The organism is Pseudomonadota bacterium (genome assembly GCA_039815145.1).
GTDB lineage: Bacteria > Pseudomonadota > Gammaproteobacteria > Steroidobacterales > JBCBZW01 > JBCBZW01.
Window position 1 is genome coordinate 1 of sequence record JBCBZW010000111.1, and the last position, 17,261, is coordinate 17,261.

General features: G+C 63.8%; 15 protein-coding genes and 1 pseudogene. 11 read left to right on the plus strand and 5 right to left on the minus strand.

The features are described from left to right. The 6 genes from AAF184_19930 to fae all read left to right on the plus strand — a co-directional run. The coding region (locus tag AAF184_19930) for an FAD-binding oxidoreductase (GenBank protein ID MEO0424618.1) at nt 1-1,267 on the plus strand (1,267 nt) is incomplete at its 5' end. Nucleotides 1,268-1,354: 87 nt separating this feature from the next. Then, a complete protein-coding gene (locus tag AAF184_19935) occupies nt 1,355-2,224 on the plus strand; it encodes a hypothetical protein (GenBank protein MEO0424619.1) in 870 nt (289 codons plus the stop codon). Nucleotides 2,225-2,247: 23 nt separating this feature from the next. Further along, a complete protein-coding gene (locus tag AAF184_19940) occupies nt 2,248-2,646 on the plus strand; it encodes a GFA family protein (protein ID MEO0424620.1) in 399 nt (132 codons plus the stop codon). Between the two features lie 18 nt (nt 2,647-2,664). After that, a complete protein-coding gene (locus AAF184_19945) occupies nt 2,665-3,954 on the plus strand; it encodes an FAD-binding oxidoreductase (GenBank protein ID MEO0424621.1) in 1,290 nt (429 codons plus the stop codon). Nucleotides 3,955-3,974: 20 nt separating this feature from the next. Then, entirely contained in the window at nt 3,975-4,418 is a 444-nt protein-coding gene (locus AAF184_19950; GenBank protein MEO0424622.1) for a gamma-glutamylcyclotransferase family protein, read from the plus strand. Nucleotides 4,419-4,458: 40 nt separating this feature from the next. Next, entirely contained in the window at nt 4,459-5,007 is a 549-nt protein-coding gene (fae, locus tag AAF184_19955) for a formaldehyde-activating enzyme (GenBank protein MEO0424623.1), read from the plus strand. A 226-nt stretch (nt 5,008-5,233) separates the two neighbouring features. On the opposite strand, the gene AAF184_19960 is transcribed toward fae, so the two are convergent. Beyond that, nucleotides 5,234-6,697 carry an NAD-dependent succinate-semialdehyde dehydrogenase gene (locus AAF184_19960; GenBank protein MEO0424624.1) on the minus strand — a complete coding sequence of 488 codons (1,464 nt, stop codon included), beginning with the start codon at nt 6,695-6,697 and terminating at the stop codon, nt 5,234-5,236. 34 nt (nt 6,698-6,731) lie between these two features. Next, a complete protein-coding gene (locus AAF184_19965) occupies nt 6,732-7,646 on the minus strand; it encodes a hypothetical protein (GenBank protein MEO0424625.1) in 915 nt (304 codons plus the stop codon). A gap of 178 nt (nt 7,647-7,824) precedes the next feature. Here AAF184_19965 and AAF184_19970 point away from each other — a divergent pair, with 178 nt between their 5' ends. The 3 genes from AAF184_19970 (at nt 7,825) to AAF184_19980 (ending at nt 12,848) form a co-directional block, all read left to right on the plus strand. Next, on the plus strand, nt 7,825-8,058 hold the full coding sequence (locus AAF184_19970) for a hypothetical protein (protein MEO0424626.1): 234 nt from the start codon (nt 7,825-7,827) through the stop codon (nt 8,056-8,058). 198 nt (nt 8,059-8,256) lie between these two features. Further along, nucleotides 8,257-10,695: a TonB-dependent receptor gene (locus tag AAF184_19975; GenBank protein ID MEO0424627.1), complete on the plus strand. Its 2,439-nt coding sequence runs from the start codon at nt 8,257-8,259 to the stop codon at nt 10,693-10,695. Nucleotides 10,696-10,811: 116 nt separating this feature from the next. Next, nucleotides 10,812-12,848, plus strand: a complete 2,037-nt coding sequence (locus AAF184_19980) for a sulfotransferase (protein ID MEO0424628.1) — start codon at nt 10,812-10,814, stop codon at nt 12,846-12,848. A 14-nt stretch (nt 12,849-12,862) separates the two neighbouring features. On the opposite strand, the gene AAF184_19985 is transcribed toward AAF184_19980, so the two are convergent. From AAF184_19985 to AAF184_19995, 3 genes and pseudogenes are all read right to left on the minus strand, one after another. Further along, a complete protein-coding gene (locus AAF184_19985; protein ID MEO0424629.1) occupies nt 12,863-13,792 on the minus strand; it encodes a hypothetical protein in 930 nt (309 codons plus the stop codon). A 3-nt stretch (nt 13,793-13,795) separates the two neighbouring features. Then, on the minus strand, nt 13,796-14,350 hold the full coding sequence (locus tag AAF184_19990; protein ID MEO0424630.1) for an aspartyl/asparaginyl beta-hydroxylase domain-containing protein: 555 nt from the start codon (nt 14,348-14,350) through the stop codon (nt 13,796-13,798). A 39-nt stretch (nt 14,351-14,389) separates the two neighbouring features. Continuing rightward, a pseudogene (locus tag AAF184_19995) lies at nt 14,390-14,765 on the minus strand (glyoxalase superfamily protein). A 205-nt stretch (nt 14,766-14,970) separates the two neighbouring features. On the opposite strand from AAF184_19995, the gene AAF184_20000 reads away from it, so the two are divergent. Both AAF184_20000 and AAF184_20005 read left to right on the plus strand, forming a co-directional pair. Further along, on the plus strand, nt 14,971-16,719 hold the full coding sequence (locus tag AAF184_20000) for a sodium:solute symporter family protein (GenBank protein MEO0424631.1): 1,749 nt from the start codon (nt 14,971-14,973) through the stop codon (nt 16,717-16,719). Then, the coding region (locus AAF184_20005; GenBank protein ID MEO0424632.1) for an FAD-binding oxidoreductase at nt 16,712-17,261 on the plus strand (550 nt) is incomplete at its 3' end. The genes AAF184_20000 and AAF184_20005, both read left to right, overlap by 8 nt.

Genomic DNA, 17,261 nt, shown 5'->3' on the forward strand with positions numbered 1-17,261 from the left:
AGCTCACACGACTTCCTACTACGCGGCATCGCGTAATGACCTGACCTCCTACTCTGCCCTGACCGGCGCGCACAAGACGGATGTCTGCGTGATCGGTGGCGGCTTCACCGGTGTCGCCACCGCCGTCGAACTCGCCGAACGTGGCTATCGGGTGATCGTGCTCGAAGCGAACCGTGTAGGGTGGGGTGCCTCCGGCCGCAACGGCGGTCAGCTGATCCACGGTGTCCCCGGCGCCAAGCGCATCGCGGCGGCACGGGGGCAGGACGGTGAGGCCCTGTTAGCCGAGATGGCGTGGGAAGGCCATCGCATCGTGCGCGAGCGCGTAGCGAAGTACGCGATCGACTGCGACCTCAAGTTCGGCTACTTGGACGTGGCGATTACGAAGAGTCACATGCGCGCCCTCCAGGAAGAGTACGACACGCTTCAAGGCCGCGGCTTTCCACACTCGCTCGAGCTCTTCGGACGAGAACAGACCCAAGCCCTGATCGGCACCGAAGCGTACATCGGCAGCCTCCTCAACATGGGCAGCGGCCATCTGCATCCGCTGAATCTGTGCGCGGGAGAAGCCCGTGCCGCCGTCGGCCTCGGCGCGCAGGTCTTCGAGGACTCGCCCGTGACCAAGATCGAGCCGGGCCCGACCCCTCGGGTGATCACCGACCGGGGCACCGTGGACGCGGATACGGTGGTCCTCGCTGGCAACGCCTACCACGAACTGGCCCCGCACCTGCGCCGACGCATGTTCCCCGTGCGAAGTTTCATCATCGGCACCGAGCCGTTGGCGGAGGACGTCGTCGCGCGCATCAACCCCCGCGACCTTGCCATCTGTGACCCCAACTTCGTGCTGGAGTACTTCCGCCTTTCCGCCGACAAGCGCATGTTGTTCGGCGGACGTATCAACTACTTCGGCGAAGACCCGAGCGTGATCGAAGTGCGGATGCATAAGAAGCTCGCCCGCATCTACCCCGAACTCGCCAACGCGCGCATCGACTTTGCCTGGGGCGGCACGATCGGCGTGACCCTCAAGCGCGTCCCGCTCTTTGGCCGTTTGGGCCCAGGCGTCATTTACTGCCAGGGCTATTCGGGACACGGCGTGAACAACACGCACATGGCCGCTCGCGTACTCGCCGATGCCGTGAGCGGAACGCTGGAACGTTTCGATATGTTTGCCGGCATCGATGCGATCGCCGTGCCAGGCGCCGATCGCTTCCCAAACCCCTTTATTGCCTTAGGCCTAATCTACTACCGCCTACGCGACAAGCTCGCCTGAAGGCCGTGATCCGTCGCGCCCCTTGGATCCGGCGTCCGCGCGTGTAGGCGGAGATTCTCCCCCACCGCCGATCGATACCATGCGGGAATGGAAAGAGCCCTACGCCAACTCGACCCAGACCTGCTGTACAAGCTGCAGCAGGGCTTCAAGTGGCTGGTCTACTTCCTCCTGCTGGTGAACCTCGGGTTCTACGTGGCCGAAGACTCGGTCCGTGCCTACCACACGCTGATCGCCGGCAACGCCTCCTTCCTCAAGGTTACCCAGGAGTTCGCGGCGTCCATCGATACGTCCGCCTGGCTGATTCTCATCGCGATGTTCGAACTCGAGACCTACACGATCGAGGACAAGCACTGGAACAAGCGCGTCGCGTGGGTCGTGCGCGGGGCGCGTATCGTCTGTTACGTGATGATCGCGCACACCCTGTTTGCCTACAGCAGCACGCTGCTCGACTACAGCGCCATCCGCCCCGTAGAGGGCGTGACGGATCTGTGCGAGATGACCGACCAGCAGGTCGCCTACGTGCACACGCTCGAGTACACCGCGGTCACCGAGGAGACCTGCGACGCGCTCACCAACCAACGCGAGTTTCTGTGGCTCGGCAAGAACCCTCTGGTTACCACGCTCGACGGGCACCAGCGGGAGTTCTTGCTCGCCCTCGCCGACGTCGTTGAGACGATCGCTTGGTTGCTGATCATCGCGTGCGTGGAAGTGGTCGTGCGGCTGCAGGGGCGGGGCATCACTGGCGGGCGCGCCACCAGGATCGCCCGCTCCACGAAAACCACCTGCTACGTCGTGTTGCTCATCCTCGCCGCCTATTGGGGTGCCCTCGGCCTGTGGCTGTACGTCTGGGATGCCTTCCTCTGGATCGCGGGCTTTGCCGTGATCGAGGTCAATATCGCCGAATGGCGTGATGAGCTCACCGAACACCCGGCGACGCACGGGGCGGCGCCAACCTGAGCGCCCTACAAGAGGACCGTAAGATGATCCGTGGCCGTTGTGAGTGCAACGAGGTTCGCTTCGAAGCCGCTGGCGAGATCGTGGATTTCGGTCATTGCCACTGCGCTCAGTGCCGGCGCCTGCACGGCGCCGCCTACGCCACCTTCGCCGCCGTCGAGCGAGAACGCTTCCGCTACGTGGCAGGAGAAGCGCTCGTGCGCAGCTACACCTCCTCGCCACGCAACGAACGCAAGTTCTGCAGCCGCTGCGGCTCCACGATCCTGGTCGACCCGCAGGACGAACCGGAGGTGCTCTACCTCAGCATGAGCACGATCGAAGGCGACCCACCACGGCCGCGTGGCTACCACGCCTGGGTCGACTCGAAGGCACCGTGGCATGACATCGACGACGACCTACCGCAGTTTGCGCGCGACGCAAGCTGAGGGGCGGGGCGAGAGCACATGAGCAGCAACGATCAGCACGCCGAACACACCTCCTCCTACTACGCAGCAAGCCGTACCTATCCGCAGTCCTATCCCGCGCTCGCAGGCCAACACACCGCGGATGTGTGCGTGATCGGCGCAGGCTTTACGGGCGTCGCCACGGCCCTCACGCTGGCCGAGCGCGGCTACAGCGTGGCGGTGGTCGAGGCCAATCGCGTCGGTTGGGGGGCGTCGGGGCGCAACGGCGGCCAGCTGATCAACGGTGTTGGCGGCCTCTCGAAGATCGGTAAGCGCCACGGCGGCAGCATCGACGATCTCCTATGGGACATGCGCTGGCGCGGCAACGCCATCATTCGCGAGCGCGTGAGTAAGTACGACATCGCCTGCGACTTCAAGGACGGATACGTAGAAGTTGCGCGCAAGCCAAGCCAGGTGGCCTACACGCACGAGGCGGCAGAAGAACTCGAGAAACGCGGATTCCCCCACCGCTACGAGGTGTGGGACAAGGAGAAGACGGAGGAGAAGCTCGGTACCGGCGCCTTCCACGGCGCCTTCGCCTCGTACTACGACGGACACCTCCATCCCCTGAACCTATGCACCGGTGAGGCCCACGCGGCCACGGGCCTCGGCGCCCAGTTCTTCGAGCAGTCGCCGGTGACCGAGATCACCCACGGCGACAAACCCACCGTGCACACGGCGAACGGATCCGTACAGGCAAACGCGGTGATCCTGGCGGGCAATGCGTACTCGCGCCTGGAGCAGAAGAAGCTCTCCAACCTCATCTTTCCCGCGGGTAGCTACATCATCGCCACGGAGCCACTCCCCGAAGAAGTGGCGTACCGGATCAATCGAGAAGATGTCGCCGTTTGCGATCTCAACAACGTGGTCGACTACTATCGACTCTCAGCCGATCGACGCTTGCTCTACGGCGGCGCCTGCAACTACTCCGGCCGCGATCCGCGAGACATCACCAAGTTCATTCACCCACGCATGCTCAAGGTCTACCCGGAGCTTGCCAGTGCGAAGATCGAGTTCGAGTGGGGGGGCAAGATCGGCATCGTCCTCAACCGCATCCCCACCGTGGGTCGCGTGAGCAAGCACGTGTACTACTGTCAGGGCTACTCCGGCCACGGCGTGAGCGGCACGCACCTGATGGGCGAAGTCATGGCCGATGCCATCGACGGCACCCTTCGGCGCTTCGATCTCTTCGCGCAGATGAAGCACTTCCGCCTGCCGGGGTCGCGCTGGTTCGGCAACCAGATCGTGGCGTTGGGGATGATGTACTACAAGCTGCAGGACATGCTCTAGTAGCGGGGGAGCGTTAGCGTTTGCAAGACGACATCGTCCATCTCTTCGTGTACGGCACCTTGCGTACCTCGGCCGACCATCCCCTCGGTAAGATGCTCAGCGAGGGCGCCGACTGCATCGGCTCCGGCACGATCCAGGCGCGCCTGTACATCGTCGATGACCCCGACGAGGAGGGACCGAACAGCTACCCGGCCGCCCTGCCGTCGCAAAACCCCAACGACCGCGTGAGAGGGGAGGTCTTCCGCCTGCACGACCCCCAAACCCTCCTGCCGGTGTTCGATGACTACGAGGCCTGCTCCCCGCGTTGGGAGGAGCCACACGAATTCCTGCGCCGAAAGGTGCGCGTACGCATGGACAGCGGTGATGAGATGACGGCCATCGCCTACCTCTACACCTGGGACATCAGCACCGCCCACCCGATCGAATCGGGCGACTACAAGGAACGCGCACCCGATACGCGCTAGCTATCTATTTCACTAATATCAACTTCCGGGAGACACGCTATTGGACACGATCACCTTCAGCACCGGCGAAGCCACGGTGTTCGCCGCGGAGGGTCAGCTTACCGACGCAATGCCCGAGATCGTCATCGGTGATGTCGCAGGGCCGGTGGGCCAGGCCTTCGCCAACATGATGGGCCAGACGGCCGGTCATCCGCGCATGTTCGCCATCCGCGCCACCAACCAGGCGGTCAAGCCAGCCACGCTGATGGTCCCGAAGGTGACGGTGAAGAACAACGCTTACATCGAATTGCTTGGCGGCCCGATCCAGTCCGCGGTGGCAGACGCCGTGTTGGACTGCGTGATCGAGGGGGTCATCCCGCGGGAGATGGCGGAGCGTCTGTGCATCATCGCCATGCTGTGGTTGGAGCCGAAGTGCGCGGTGGACCCCAACCTCGATCGCAAGGATCTGTACCGCTGCAACTACGAGGCGATGAAGCTGGCCGTCACCCGCGCCATGCGTGGCGAGCCGACCCTTGATGAACTCATCGACAAGCGCAAGACCCTCCATCACGAGATGTACGACCCGGAGACGGGCGCCTCCGAGTGGTGAACACGGACTTATCGCTCGGCGCCGGCCGCTAGCTTGCAACAGGCTGCTAGCCTGGATTATTCATGAGTCATCTACTGCGGCCGCCGATACACGGCAAAACACGGTGCGTGCTCATTCCAGGTGCTCGACGTACCGTCGAGTACGCCTGCGCGCCTTCCACTGCGCGCCACACCGTGTTTTGCCGCGTCTCGTCGCCCTCGCGACGACGACTCATGAATAATCCAGGCTAGCGGTCGATGCCTCCCATGCAGAGGTACTTCATCTCCGTGTAGTCGTCCAAGCCGTAGCGCGATCCCTCGCGCCCCTGACCGGACTCCTTGACCCCCCCGAAGGGCGCCATCTCGTTGGAGATGATGCCCTCGTTGATACCGACCATCCCGAATGCCAAGGCTTCACCAACGCGCCAGATCCGCCCGATGTCACGGGCGTAGAAGTAGGCAGCGAGGCCGAATTCCGTGTCGTTAGCGATCTCGATCGCCTCGTCTTCGGTCCTAAAGCGCATAATCGGCGCGACGGGTCCGAAGATCTCCTCCCGAAAACCGCGCATCTCTCGGGTCACACCCGTCAGCACCGTGGGCTGCACAAAGCACTCCCCAAGGTCCGCGCGTGCACCGCCGGTCACCACCGTCGCGCCCTTCTCCCGCGCGTCGTCGATGAAACCCATGACGTCGCTCGCCGCACGACTGTCGATCAGGGGGCCTAGGTCCACGGCCGGCTCCGCACCATTACCCAGGCGAAGGGCCTTCGCAGCAGCCGCGAAGCGGTCGACGAACGCTTCGAACACCCCGTCCTGCACTAGCAGGCGGTTGGCGCACACGCAGGTTTGCCCTGCGTTGCGAAACTTCGCGCGCAGGGCACCTTCGACCGCGGCCTCGAGGTCCGCATCGTCGAATACGATGAAGGGCGCGTTGCCGCCCAACTCCATGGACGTGCGCTTCATGGTGCCAGCGCACGCCTGCGTGAGCTGCTTGCCCACGGGCGTGGAGCCCGTGAAGGTGAGCTTGCGTACGATGGGGCTCGCGGTCAGTGTGCTGCCGATCTGGTCCGTGCGTCCGGTCACCACGTTGATGACGCCGGGCGGTATGCCCGCACGTGTAGCCAATTCCACGAAGGCGTAAGCCGAGAGCGGCGTGGCGTTCGCGGGCTTGCACACGACGGTGCAGCCCGCAGCCAGGGCTGGCGCGATCTTGCGCGTGAGCATCGCGTTGGGAAAGTTCCAAGGGGTGATGCACGCCACCACCCCGACGGGCTGACGGATCATTAGCAAGCGTTTGTCCGCGCCCGGGGCAGGGATCACGTCGCCGTAGAGGCGCTTCGCCTCCTCCGCAAACCACTCGATGTAGCTTGCCCCGTAGGCGATCTCGCCGCGCGCCTCGGCTAGGGGCTTGCCTTGCTCGGTCGTGAGGAGCTGCGCCAGGTCTTCCTGCGCTTGCAGCATCCGCTCGAACCACGCGCGCAGCAAGGCCGCGCGTTCCTTGATCGGCCGAGCCCGCCACGCAGGCATCGCGGCGGCGGCGGCGGCGATCGCCCGTTCCGTCTCGTGCGCGCCGCAATTGGCCACCCGGGCGATGATCTCGCCGGTGGCGGGATTGTGCACGGGACGGGTGCTGCCGTCCTCGGCGTCGGTCCACTGACCGTCGATGTAGGCCTGGGTCCTCAGCAGGCCGACGTCATCGAGGGACAGGGTCATGGGCTGGCGATTCCTAACGTTACCAAGCGGCCCACTAGGCCCCAGTCGGCTTGCCGTGCAACGTGGCCGGTGTCGGCTCACGCAGGGCGCCCGTCATGAGCCACGTGCCCAGGCCGATCGCGATCAGCGGCAGGAAGGGCTCGAAGGGCCAGAAGGGCAGCCAAAGCTCGAGCGACTCGAGGAACGCGGTGCCGAGCAGTACGTTGTCCACCGGGGTGAGCCACAGGTGCCCCGTTGCCGAGGCGACCAAACCGAGCACGATGAGCGCACCTCCCGTCGCGCGTTCAACGGTGGCCCCCTGTAGGCCACCGGCCCGTTGGGCCTGAGTGGCGCGGCGCTTGCCCCACGCCGCGATGCGCGCGGCGAAGGCTAGGAAGCCGACCACGTAGAACGCGTAGTCGAGCAGCTCAGGGTTGTCGTAATAGAAGACGTTCCACCAGTACACGGAGAAGGGGTAGGCCCACAAAAAGTACACACCGCTGCGATGGAGCACCTTCCACTGGGCGTTGCTGAGGTGCTTGCGCCCAAAGCGGAAGGAGGTGAGCACCATCGCGGCCAGGAACAGGTAACCGCTGGTGCCTTCCAGCTCATCGCGAAGGGCGTACACCTCCTCGTAGTAATAGCCCGTGTGCAGCGTGGTGGTGATGAAGATGAACAGGCCTTGCCAGGCCATCGCGGTGGCGAAGACCAGGCCGATGTAGCGTCGATTGCGCAAGCACCAGCGGCTGAGCTCACTCGGCAGCAACACCGGTAGGGCGGAGGAGGCCACGACTAGGTAGATGAACGGCACGGACCAGCGCACGGAGTAGGAGATCATGTGCGAGATGTCTTGCGGGGACGTCAGGTCGTAGCCCGCCATCGCCAACACCATGAACGCGTTCATGGGCACGGTGATCAGCCAGTAAAGGGGCCAACCGTTTAGGTAGCGTGCACGGAGAGCTTCACTCACTGCGGGTCACCTGTTGATCGCCAAGCCGAGGCCTTCGCCTTTGCCCTTGCGGGAACTTACCTGCTGCCGAGGGCGATGGTATAGGCGCGTTACAGCGCCGCCAACCGTGCTTTGCCCCGCGGGCTGCAATCGCGCTAGGCTCCGCCTGCCAACCACGCCAACCGCGGAGGGCCGCGCCGTGTCCACCACCGCTGACCAGACGCCAACGCAAGCGCTGCTACACAAGATCACCCGCATCTTCGTCTCCCTCCTGCCTTGGGGCGGAGCTCTCTTCCTGCACTATTGGTTGGAGTACAAGGAGATATGGGCCGTCGACATGGCGTTTCGTCCCGCGATTTCTGCCGCCATCCTGGCGACCGGTCTGGCCCTGTCGTTCCTAGTGCACTCCCGCCTGAGCAGGCCGTCGCGCTGACTTCCTAGCACCGAGCCAAGGCTGCCATTAGCAAACTTACGGCGTTTCACGTGCGCCAGGCATCGGAGCCTACAGGGCTAGAAACGGTCGGAAAACTTTCCTGATTCCTAATCCTTCCCCCCTATAGGACAGGACGAATGGCCGCTTCGGCTTCACTGACACTCGATCGGGTCAAGGAAGCTAAGGGGAGCTAACCTGATGCGGTGTCATCGAAACCCGTTGATCTACTCGAGCCTGGCCGTCGCCGTGGCAGCCGCCCTCGGCACCCTGCCGCGCCCCGCGGGCGCACAGGAAGCCCTCGAGGAGATTGTGGTCACGTCGCGGCGTCGTGCCCAGGACGTGCAGGACGTTCCCCTCTACATCCAAGCCCTCAGCGGTGAGGACTTGCGTGAGAGCATGGCTCGCGGTTTCGAGGATTATGCCCGGGACCTCACGAGCGTCACCTTCGGTACATCCGGCCCTGGCGCGTCGACCATCGTCTTCCGCGGCGCCGTCTCTCAGCCGAGTGGCTTTGACACGATCAGCTCCTCGACGCTCTACCTCGATGAGATTCCCATCACGCGCGACGGCCAGAACGCGGACGTGCGCCTATACGATATCGAGCGCCTGGAGGCGCTCTCCGGGCCCCAGCCAACGCTGTACGGCGCTGGCTCCCAGTCCGGCACCTTGAAGATCGTCACCAATAAGCCTGATACAACTGAGAATGGCGGCAACCTGCAGCTCGAAGGAGGTCTGCCGAGCGGCGGCGATGCTTCCTTCAACGCTAGCGGCGTGGCCAATCTGGTGCTGGTGGAAAACAAGCTGGCCGTGCGCCTGGTCGGCTTCCACGAGCACGAGGGCGGTTTCATCGACAACGTCCTCGGTACCACCAGTGCCTACTCCGAAGAGAACGGCGACCGGGACAATGCCGATCTGGTCGAGAACAACTTCAACGACTGGACCGCCCAGGGCGGGCGCCTCTACCTGCGCTGGCAGCCTAACGATGACTGGACCATCGATACGGGTGTGATCTACCAGCGCTCCGAGATTGGCGCTGGCTTCGACTTCAACCCTGCCTTCGGCGATCTGGAAACGATCAAGTTCAAAGAAGAGCAGCGCGATGACGAGTGGTACAACCTCTCGCTTATCGTCCAGGGCGATCTCGGCTTTGCCGATCTGACCATCGCCGGCGGCACGCACAATCGGGACATCGACTACGATCTCGACTCCACGGCGTACATGACCAGCTACAAGATCAATGGTCTGAACATCGCCGAGTACTACACGGGCATCCGCGAGTTCCTGGACTACGACACCTGTGCCGCCACCGCCTACTGCTACCTCTTCGTTAACTACAACGACTTCGGCCCGGATCCCACCGGTTTGATCAGCCTGCGCCAGCAGGTCAAGTCCTTCGCCCAGGAGATCCGTCTCGTGTCCAAGGACACGGGCACCAACAAGTTCAACTGGCTGGTCGGCGCCTTTTACGAGCGCACCAACAACGACTGGGACTACCTGTCCTTCGTGGACGACTTCGCCGCCAACGGCGGCGGCGGCTCCATCTTCACCTACTACGGTGTCGCGCCGACCAACGACTGGTTCGACCAGGGCTTCCGCAGCGACCTGACCTACAACGGGTTCGCCGGCGGTCAGGGCAACGGTCAGTTGCAGGACATCGAAACCATCGCCGGGTTCGGTGAGGTGAGCTTCCGCCTCACCGACGACTTCACGGTGACTGGTGGTGGCCGATGGTTCACGACCGAACGGCGCATACGGGAGAACTCCCTGTTCGTCGGCAACGTGTCCGATGACTTCGATGCGGAGGAGACGACCGAGGACTTCAGCCCTCGCGTAAACGTGAGCTGGACGCCGACGGACGACAGCCTGATCTACGCCACCTACTCCGAGGGCGTGAGACCCGGCGGACAGAACGGCGGCGTACAGCAGAACCCAAGCACGATCGCCCTCGGCGCTCCCTTGTTCTTCGGCCCCGACCAGCTGAACAACTTCGAGATCGGGGCCAAGGCCACCTGGCTCGGTGGGCGCCTGCTCACCAACATCACCGCCTTCATGATGAACTGGGAGGACTACCAGATTCAGGTGCAGATCCCGATCGCGGGATCGACCACGGTGAACGCTGGCAGCGCCTCGATCGACGGCTTCGAAGCCACGACGGCCTGGAAGATCAGCAACAAGTGGGAGCTGAACGCGTCCGCGACCTATCTGGATGCGCGGATCGACGATGACATCGTCATCAACAACGGGACGATCATCGCTGGCTTGGCCGGCGATCCGCTGCCCGTGGTCCCTGAGTGGAAGGTGGCCGCCAACCTGCTGTACTCGACGGATCTTCCATGGCGCGGGCTCTCGCTCACCGCGCGCTTCGACTACAACTTCACCGACGAGTCGGTAAACGGCACCAACGCATCGGTCTCCCTGTTCGGCGCCCAGGCCTCCGTGCCGCGGACCCAGCCGGCTTACGACGTCGGATCCTTGTACTTCACGATCGAGTCGGACAGCAATTGGACCGTCTGGCTCGGCATCGACAATCTCTGGGATGAACGCGCTCTCACCTTCATCGCGCCGCGCTTCGGCGATGATCGCGCCTTCACCCTGCGCCCGCGGGAGGTCTCCGTGGGCATGTTCTACGAGTTCTGACCCCCCTCCCCAGCCCCACGTTGCCGGGCTCCTCACCCGGCAACGTGACGCGACGACGCCCCCGGCCCGCGGTGATAGGCTTTGCGTAACACCAAGGCACAAGGAAGCGTTTCACCTTGGCGAACGGCGGCAACACCCTCGACCCCAGGCAGGCCTTTCAGAAGGCCGCATCCCTCATCCAGGCAGGTGAGCTGAACGCGGCCGACCAGCTCCTGACGGACGCGCTCACCGCGCACATGAACGATCCAAACCTCCTGCGCCTCCAAGGTATTTCCCTGGCACGCCAGGAGCAGTTCCCTGAGGCCGAGGCCAAGTTCACCCACGTCATCCGCCTCGCCCCTCAGCACGCACCGGTGTACGAGGACCTCGCCAACGTTCAGCTGAACCAGCGCAAGTTCGAAGAGGCGATCACCTCCATGCGCCTCGCCATCAAGCACTCGAACGATCCAGCCCCAGTGCAGCAACGCCTGGGCGAGCTGCTCAGCATCATCGGCCGCGACGCCGAGGCGGAAAAGCTGTTCGGCGAGTCTCTGCTCAACGATCCGCAAAAGCGGGCCCTGGCCGACGCCATGGAGCACGCCAATGCGGGCGAAGTGGCGAAGGCGGAGAAGATCTATCGCGATCTGCTGCGCAAGAATCCGAACGACGTAGACGCCCTACGCTTGCTCGGCGTGCTCAACGTCAAGCGCGAGCGCTACGACGACGCCACCGCCATGTTCCGCCGCGCCGTGCAGCTGGCGCCGGATTTCTGGAAGGCCTGGATCAACCTCGGCACGGCGCTCAGCGAGCAACAGAAGTTCGACGAGGCCGACGCCGCCTACCGCGAGGCCCTCGCCTTGCAACCGGGATCCGTGCACACGCTCGAGCGCCTGGGCGCCAACGCCATGAAGGCCAGCGACCTGGACGCGTCCGTCGACTGGCTGCGCAAATCCCTCGCCATCAGCGACGATCACTTCCCCTCATGGCTTTGCCTGGGCCATGCCCTGAAGACCCTGGGACAGCAGGAGGAGGCGATCGAGGCTTACCGGCGCTGCATCGAGGTCAAAGGGGATTTCGGCGAAGCCTACTGGAGCCTCGCCAACCTCAAGACCTTCCGCTTCGACGACGACGAACTGGCAGCGATGGGGACGCACCTGGCCAACGTCACCGACGCCACGGACGAGGAAGCCCAGGACGCGGAGATTGCCTTCAGCTTTGCCCTCGGCAAGGCCTGGGAGGATCGCGGCGACTACTCCAAGGCCTTCGAGCACTACTACCACGGCAACAGCAAGAAGCGCTTCAAGGTCACCTACGATCCGATCGAGTTTCAGGACAGCACCGATCGGATCATCGAGGTGTTCACGCGCGAGTTCTTCGCCGAGCGCGAAGGTTGGGGCTACGCGGATGATTCACCGATCCTGATCCTCGGCCTCCCTCGCTCCGGCTCCACCCTGCTCGAGCAGATTCTCGCGAGCCACTCACAGGTGGAGGGCACGGCGGAGCTCCACTATCTGCTGCGCGCCGCCACCCAGTCCGGCCTCAACCGTACGGACGGCATCCGCTACCCCCAGGTGATGCACGAGCTGGCCGCGCACCACATCGAAGGTATCGGTCAGGAGTACATCGAGAACACCGCGAAGCACCGTACGGGGTCGGCGTACTTCACCGACAAGATGCCCAACAACTTCCCCGCCATCGGCTTCCTGCACACGATTCTGCCGAACGCCAAGGTGATCGACGCCCGACGCCACCCTCTCGACAGCTGCCTCGGCACCTTCAAGCAGCTCTTCGCCAGCGGCCAGGTGTTCTCCTACGATCTCTACGACCTGGCCCACTACTACTCCCAGTACATCCGCCTGATGGACCACTGGGCAGAGGTGCTCCCGGGGAAGGTCCTGACGGTGCACTACGAACAGACCGTGGCAGACCTCGAGACCCAGGCGCGCGCCATCGCCAACCACTGTGGACTGCCGTGGGAAGAGGGCATGCTCGCCTTCCACGAGAACAAGCGTGCGGTGCGCACCGCCAGCTCCGAGCAGGTTCGCCAGCCCATCTACTCGAGCTCCGTGGCCCTGTGGCGGCGCTATGAAGCTCAGCTCGATGAGCTGATCGACTACCTCGAGCCCGTACTCATGCGGCTTCCCGCCGAGGATCGTCCCGCGAGCCTTCGCTGAGACGTCGCCTCAGGTCATTCCTGAGGCCACGCGTAGGGCCACAGGGCAAGGCCGTGGATCGCGTTGCGCACATCCATCGTGAGGTTGATCAGTTTGATCGGTCGTTGCTCGCGCAGATCGTAGAGCGCCACCGTGGAGGGCGATGAGCCCGCGGCGATGAGATGCTCATCGATCGCACAGAGCCCCCGTCCGAAACCCTGGCGCGCGATCTTCGAATCGTCCAGCTCCGTGTGCGTGAGCTTGTGCTCAGCGAAGCGTGGCACTCGGTAGGCCTTGCGCTTGCCCGGACTCTCGAAGCGCACGGCGTCCGCTTGCGTATCGTTGAACAGGATGCCATCACCGAAGGGGCGGGCGTTGTGCACGCCGGCCGGCAGGGTACTCATGACACCCAAGGCCTTACCGTTGAAGCGCAGCAGCGCCTGCGAGCGCAGGCCGCTGATGAACATTCCACCCGCCTCGCAAAACACGTTGTTCAGGTGCAGCTTGTTCAGCATCAGGGGGCCATCATCCTGGCGCGGGTCGAAGCGCTTGGCCCCGAATGCCGCCCCTTCGGACAACACGTGCAAGCCCCAATCGAACTCTTCCGATTCGAGGTTGAGGCCGATGATGCTGTCGTAGCCCGTCGAACTGATGAAGAGATGGCCGCCGAACAGGCTGATCTCGTGGCAATGCTTGAGATAAGGGTTTCGATAGGACTTGAGAATCTTGAACTGCTGATCGAACAGGAAGATCTCATCGCTCGCGGCGATGAAAATACCCTCCTCGTGGAAGGCGATGCCACGCAGGCCGCGATCCCAACCGCGACCGCTCCAGTCGATGTCAAGGTTGTCCCAGGTGACGGGATTGAGTAGCGCGTCCGCCTCGGTGTCGATGAGGTAGACGCCGCCGTGGCTCTCCCCCTGGTGGCTGCCGCGGACGACCGAGGTGGCGATCAGCCTGGCCATCGTTCAGGCCACCTGGCCGGGGATGTAGTCGAAGATGAACGTAATGCGGTCTTCCTCACCGCCGTTCATTACGCCATGGCGCTTCTGGTTGTTAATCTCGTAAGCATGGCCCACCTCCAAGCGGTGCGGTCTGCCGTCGATCATGAAGCGCACCTTGCGGTTGGTGGTGATCGGCACGTGGATGCGATGGCTGTGGCGGAAGGAGGGATGGTTGTCCGTGTGCGGCGTGATCGTGGTACCTGCTTTGAGCTTCGCCGCCATCGCACGAATGATCGTGCCGCCTGGCACGAAGTGCTTGCCGATGATGTCGTGCATGAGGGGCAAGGCCAGCTGCGCCAGGCGATCCCACCCGTTGCCCTTGACCACCTCGATGCTGGGCCAGTCATCGTGATTGCAGAAGATCAGGATCACAGACTCGGTGTTGTAGTGAACCTCGCTGTACTTCTTCTGCCGCAGTTGCTCTTCGCGCCATACCTCGTCCTCGAAGGCGAGGATCGCTTCGCTGAGCGGCGCCACGGAGATCGGCCCTAGATCGTTGAGCGGGTGTGCAATATCCATCGTGCCAGTGTAGGGCGCTAGTCCGCGTCGTGCGAGCGCCTAGTCCTGGCCGGATTGTTCATCGAAGAAGATGAGGCGATTGCCAAAGGGATCGTCGATAGACATATCACGGGTACCCCAGGGCTGTTCGTGCACCTGTGGCCGCGCGTGGCGATAGCGCTTGGCTCGCAGGGCCGCAACGTAGGCCTCCACGTCGTCCACCTCGATGCGCATGGAAGCTCCGGGCGCAGCGTCGCCAAAGTGCTCTGACAGGTGCAGCTGGCAGTCGCCGAGGCGCAAGCCCCAGGTACAAGGGTGTCTCCGGTTCAAAGCGATGCTCGAACGTGACCTCGAAGCCTAGGAAGTCGATGTAGAACGCGCGTGCCTGCGCCTCGTCGAAGCTGCGCAGAATAGGGACGGCAGGCGCTGCTTTGATGGCCACGGCTAGCTCCTTGGCGCGCGACAGGCGGGCTCGGAGCGTACCGAATAATTCGCCATCCTCACAGGGCAGGTGGCGGCCACCAGGAGTGTAGGCGGGTAGGCCGGGAATCGCGTTCTGGCTGGATGTGTGTATTTTCTGTCGCCTTGGGTCGGGCCTTGCGCCCGCCGACGCCCTCGCCCCGGGGAGACGGTCACCAGCGATGGACAGCTACAGCTTGACGATTGCGATCAGCGTGGTCGTCTTCGCCGCCATCGGCGGCTACAGCGGACGCAGCGTGAAGTCGATCGACGACTATTTCGTCGCCGGGCGACGCGCCCCCACGTTGCTGATCGTAGGCACGCTGGTCGCAAGCTTGTTCAGCACGTCGGTTTTCCTCGGCGAGGCTGGCTTCACCTACGATGGCTGGGTAGGTCCCTACCTGCTCCTGCCCGGCATCGCCATCACCGGCTACATCTACGGCGCCCTGTTCTTCGGCACCTTCCTGCGCCGCAGCCGCGCACCCACGGTGGCCGACTACCTGGGACAGCGCTTTCGCAGCCGACGCGTGCAGCGGGCCGCCGGCGCCACCATCGTCCTCGGCCTCGGCGGGTACCTGCTGGTGGTCACTCAGGGGTCCGCGATCCTGCTCGCCGACATCACCCCGTTGAGCTATGGCCAGGCCGTGGTCGTGGCCTGGATCAGCTACACCGCTTTCACGCTCTACGCCGGCTCCAAAGGCGTGGTGATCACCGACACCCTGATGTTCCTGCTCTTCTGCGGAGCCACGGTGCTCTTCGGCTACTTCGTCTTCGACGGCTTCGGCGGCGTGGGGCAGGCGATCGAGACGCTCACGCGAGAGAGCCCTAAGCCGGACATCACGGCCTGGCATGGCACGATCGGTGAGGGCACGGACTGGCCGACAGCCTGGGATTTTCTCATCTGGCTGGTGATCGTCGATGGGGCTTGGAGCCTCGTATACGCGGTCGGCCCCTGGCAGGCCAGTCGCCACCTGATGGCGCGAGACGAACACGTGGTCCTGCGCGGGGCGATCTACGCGAGCTTCGCCATCATCTTTCTGCAGATCCTCATCTACGGCACCGGTGGCATCATCAACCTGGCGGACCCCGCGATCGAGCCCTCAGAGCGGGTGATCGTGTGGGCCTCCCAGCACCTGGTGCCGGAACTCCTCGGGGCCTTGATGCTGGCCGGTATCGCGGCGGCCGGCTTGTCCTCCGCATCCACCTTCCTCTCCCTCGTGGGCTTCAGCCTGAGCAACGATGTGGGGCCCGAACGCGGTGCCCTGCAACTGCGCACGACGCGACTGCTGATGGGAGGGTTCGCGGTGGTGGTGCTGATCCTGGCCCTCAACTTACCGGCGAACGTGTTCTGGATCATGTTGTTCATCGGTACCGTCTTCGCCTCCTCCTGGGGGCCGGTGGCATTGATGAGCGTGTGGAGTCGATCGATCACAGCCAACGGCGCCTTCTGGGGTATCGTCGCCGGCTTCTTCGGCAACGTGGTGCCGGCTGCACTGGTCTACTTCGGTGTGATCTCCCTGCCCAGCTATCTCGATCCAGCCGTGCTCGGCGGCGCTGCCAGCCTGCTGGTGATCTACCTCTTTGCCCGGCGCGAGCAACCGAGCGACGAGGAACGCACCTACCGGAAGCAATTGCACGAGACACCCGAGACCGACCGCGATGCGGACAAGGTGCGAACCACGCTGATCGCACCGGTGCTGCTGGTGACCTACGGCGTGCTGATGCCGTTTCTGCTGCTTAACTTCTATGTACGCCCGGTACAACGGGGGCGCGGCACGATCGGCCCCGGCGACAGCTTGAACTGGAGTGAAGCCGAGCCGTGGATCGCCTTCGGCCCAGCGTTACTCTTCATTCCCCTCGGCATCGTGGCCGCCATCGTGATTTGGCGTCGCTACCATCCCCTGACGCGCAACGCGGTTGCCCATGCCTGACTCACATCCGAGGTGTAGTTCCTACTACAACGCGACGATCCTGCAGGAATCGGATTACCCTGAGCTGCGCGGTGACCTAAGCGCGGATATCGCTGTGATCGGCGGTGGGTTCAGCGGGGTGAACACCGCCCTGGAACTGGCGGAGCGTGGCTTCAAGGTCGTGGTGGTAGAGGCGAACAAGATTGCTTGGGGTGCCACTGGGCGCAACGGCGGACAGATCACCGGCAGTCTGTCGGGTGATGCGGCGATGACCAAGGCGCTACGCAAGCGAATGGGTTCGGCCGCCGAAGACTACGTGTGGCGCATGCGCTGGCGCGGTCACGACATCATCAAGGGCAGGATCGAGAAGTACGGCATAGCCTGCGATCTCAAACATGGCCACCTCCACGCCGCCTACACACCCAGGCACATGCCAGAGCTGCAGGCGATGCACGATCAGGGGCACGCACGGGGTATGGGCGAATACCTGACGATGCTCTCCCGGGAGCAAGTGCCCGACTACCTAGGCACCGACATCTACCACGGCGCTCTCTACAACACGA

What these genes read in the sequence shown, in the direction of transcription:
- AAF184_19935 (MEO0424619.1), top strand. Translation starts at nt 1,355, where the DNA reads ATGGAAAGAGCCCTACGCCAACTCGACCCAGACCTGCTGTACAAGCTG.
- AAF184_19940 (MEO0424620.1), top strand. Translation starts at nt 2,248, where the DNA reads ATGATCCGTGGCCGTTGTGAGTGCAACGAGGTTCGCTTCGAAGCCGCT.
- AAF184_19945 (MEO0424621.1), top strand. Translation starts at nt 2,665, where the DNA reads ATGAGCAGCAACGATCAGCACGCCGAACACACCTCCTCCTACTACGCA.
- AAF184_19960 (MEO0424624.1), bottom strand. Translation starts at nt 6,697, where the DNA reads ATGACCCTGTCCCTCGATGACGTCGGCCTGCTGAGGACCCAGGCCTAC.
- AAF184_19975 (MEO0424627.1), top strand. Translation starts at nt 8,257, where the DNA reads ATGCGGTGTCATCGAAACCCGTTGATCTACTCGAGCCTGGCCGTCGCC.
- AAF184_19985 (MEO0424629.1), bottom strand. Translation starts at nt 13,792, where the DNA reads ATGGCCAGGCTGATCGCCACCTCGGTCGTCCGCGGCAGCCACCAGGGG.
- AAF184_19990 (MEO0424630.1), bottom strand. Translation starts at nt 14,350, where the DNA reads ATGGATATTGCACACCCGCTCAACGATCTAGGGCCGATCTCCGTGGCG.
- AAF184_20000 (MEO0424631.1), top strand. Translation starts at nt 14,971, where the DNA reads ATGGACAGCTACAGCTTGACGATTGCGATCAGCGTGGTCGTCTTCGCC.